Source organism: Candidatus Obscuribacterales bacterium, from assembly GCA_036703605.1.
GTDB lineage: Bacteria > Cyanobacteriota > Cyanobacteriia > RECH01 > RECH01 > RECH01.
On sequence record DATNRH010000911.1, the window covers coordinates 1 to 2819 of the forward strand.

Genomic DNA, 2819 nt, shown 5'->3' on the forward strand with positions numbered 1-2819 from the left:
TGCAGCCGCTGCCACAGCTCTCGTATCAGAGCATCCTTCTCGGCTGAACTCAGGGTCTCTAAGGGTGGCAGGTCTTTCATGGCAAAAGCCTATCATCCTCGTCCCTCTTTGCAAACCCTGTCAACCTAGTTGAGTAATTACCCCCAGATAAAAGTCGCTGATATCTAGATAGGTGTCCACGATACACACAACGTCTTGATGGGGAGAAGGATAAATCGCCAATGATTCTTCAATGGCATACCATTCACCCAAAAACGAGGCGATCGCCGGATCAACCTCTGCCCAGGCTTGCGAAAATGCCTCAGCTTCATCTCGCTCAAGAGCGGTGCGGCGATCGCTGTATATGCCACTCTCCCTCAGTTGAGGTATCGTTTGCCGCATCTCTTCAAGTAAGGCTTGTTCCTCCGCCTCGGTAGGAAAACGAAGGGATTGCGCTTTGGCTGCAACGGGCAAACCCAACGAAATCAGCACAGTTAATAGGGCGATCGCCTTGAGGTTAAGCATGGTGTTTTTTAGATTGATACTCCGAATGGATATGGACTATTGTCGAGCTGTTGGAGAAAGCGGCTCATCGGTGATGCATCCAGCCTGATCAAACTGATCGATAACCTCAGGCGCAAGCTGGGCAATGTAGCTTATCGCTGCTGGATGCTCAAGCGGTCGCGGCAAGAGATAAGAATATTGACTGGGCTGCTGATCAGACACAAATAGGTTGACCAAAAATTCATTGTCGAGCACCAAGGTCGCATAGGTGGTGGTGTAAATCCTGTGGTTGACTACAAATCCCATAGAAAAAGAGTATTCCTCAGGATAAATGTCAACGATGCAGACCACACCTGGATTGGGCGACGGGTAAATAGCTTTTCCTTCATCCCAGGCAGACCAGTCACCCAAAAAGGGAGCGTTCGCCGGGTCAACTGCTGCCCATGCCGCCGAAAACGCCATCGCCGCTTCTCGTTTGACAGGAGTCCGGAGGTCAAAATACACACCCATCTCACGCAGTCGCAGGACTTCCTGCCGAGCTTCTTCCATCAGTTCCCGAATTTCATCTTCTGTTGGAAAGCGAAAGACCTAGACATGGGCAGCATCAGCCATGCCGACTTCACCTACAGCGATCAATAGTGCGGCAGTCAGCATTAGTGCCATCGGTTTTTGTGCCATCGACCTTCGTGCCATCGATATCCATTTAATCATGATCCTCAGCATCTATAGCTATGTCCATAGGCGTTAGGACAGAAACATTCGCCCTTCAACATTCGTCGCCTTTCCATAAGGTTCTAAAATCACGGGCGATCGCCATGCCAGTAGATCCACTTTTGTCGCAGCCGTTCCGGAATTGAGCACCGATGAATGATGCAATAGGTAGACTTTTCTAAATTTTAGTTATTTACAATATAAGTCAGCGTGTAAATCAGTCTAATATCAATTTAACTGAAAGCTTTGTAGAACAGCGCTTCGTGCTCACTGTCGACCATGGCTTTTTGCTACTGACCAATTCCACCCAGACCCAAACTCCCTATTTGAAGAGCCTTTCGTAAAGTGATAAGGTTAACGTTATGCTAACTGGGGTAGATGGGACTGAGGAGCAGGTGGAGGTGTCTTACCTGGTGGATGTGCAAACCACCTGGGAGCCAAGGTTGACTCCCAGACTGTAAGTACACCAGATGCGATCGCAAATAAGTTATTGAGGAGCGGCCTGTACCCAGACTTCCATTTCGGTGAGCTGTAGCGGTCCATATTGAGTGGCCAGGGCGACGTCGGCGGCGTCTCGACCGTAGGCGATGATGATGCGATCGCCCCGAGGTTCTGCCTGAGTTGCATCAAAGGTATACCAGCGATCGCCTACGTAGGCCTCAAACCAGGCGTGCAGATCCATGGGCTTGAGGTCATACAGATAACCCACGACCATGCGGGCTGGGATGGTGAGGCTGCGGCAGAGGGCAATGCCTAGGTGGACAAAATCGCGGCAGACGCCAACTCGGTTTTTTTCGGTTTCTAGGGCCGAGGTAGAGGCATCGCTGGTGTCGTATTGGTAGTCGATATGGGTGTGAATCCAGTGGCGGATGGCCTCAACTTGGTCGTAGGCGGGCTCGATGTCGGCCACAATGTTGTTGGCTAAATCGGCCATCAGGTCTGACTGACAGTAGCGGCTGGGTAAGAGAAACTGCAGGGTATCGTGGGGCAGGTCTTGCACAGACACAAACTCGGCCCCAAACTGCACAGTGATGCGATCGGCGACGTCAGCCGTGACGGTACTGCGTATCCGCAGTTGCCCGACGGGAACCACCAGCCGCTGGCAGAGGTTGCCGTAGCTATCCGTGTAGTCTACGGTGGGTACCTGGGGCTCAAACTGTAGGCTGCTCTGAAGAATGCGCTGGGCCGATCCCTCTCGAGGCTGCAGCATCAAAATGAGCGGCGCAGGCTCCGCTGTCTCAAACAAAAGTTCGCACCCGGCATTGAGTTGCATTAGATCTCTCAGTAGTGTTCCTAGAATAACAGAGCCGACAGGCGGATGGTCTCAGCCCAAAGGAGGTTTTTTGGGTGACGTATCGCGATCAATCGCCCATCAATCGTTCATTGGGTGCTGAGTCTACTTGAATCTAGGCTGGCTGAGAGTTGATGTGTCACATGAACCCTAAATCATGGCTTCACCATAGTCACTTGACTTTTTGCATTGACTAATCTTCTGGTGTTAAATGCTTCTGTGATGAGCCTAGTATCAAGTCCGGATGAATAGTCATAGCTGGGACGGCATTGCTAAATCGATAGATGATTTGCCCTCATCCCCAACCCTTCTCCCTAGGGAGAAGGGAGCTAGA

General features: G+C 51.2%; 3 protein-coding genes. All 3 read right to left on the reverse strand.

The annotated features are described in order from the left end of the window. Positions 1–120: 120 nt before the first annotated feature. Positions 121–504, reverse strand: coding sequence for a hypothetical protein (locus tag V6D20_18710; GenBank protein ID HEY9817811.1), 384 nt, complete (start codon positions 502–504; stop codon positions 121–123). Between the two features lie 36 nt (positions 505–540). Continuing rightward, positions 541–1032, reverse strand: a complete 492-nt coding sequence (locus V6D20_18715) for a hypothetical protein (protein ID HEY9817812.1) — start codon at positions 1030–1032, stop codon at positions 541–543. A gap of 649 nt (positions 1033–1681) precedes the next feature. Further along, entirely contained in the window at positions 1682–2467 is a 786-nt protein-coding gene (locus V6D20_18720) for a transglutaminase family protein (GenBank protein ID HEY9817813.1), read from the reverse strand. Positions 2468–2819: the final 352 nt, after the last annotated feature.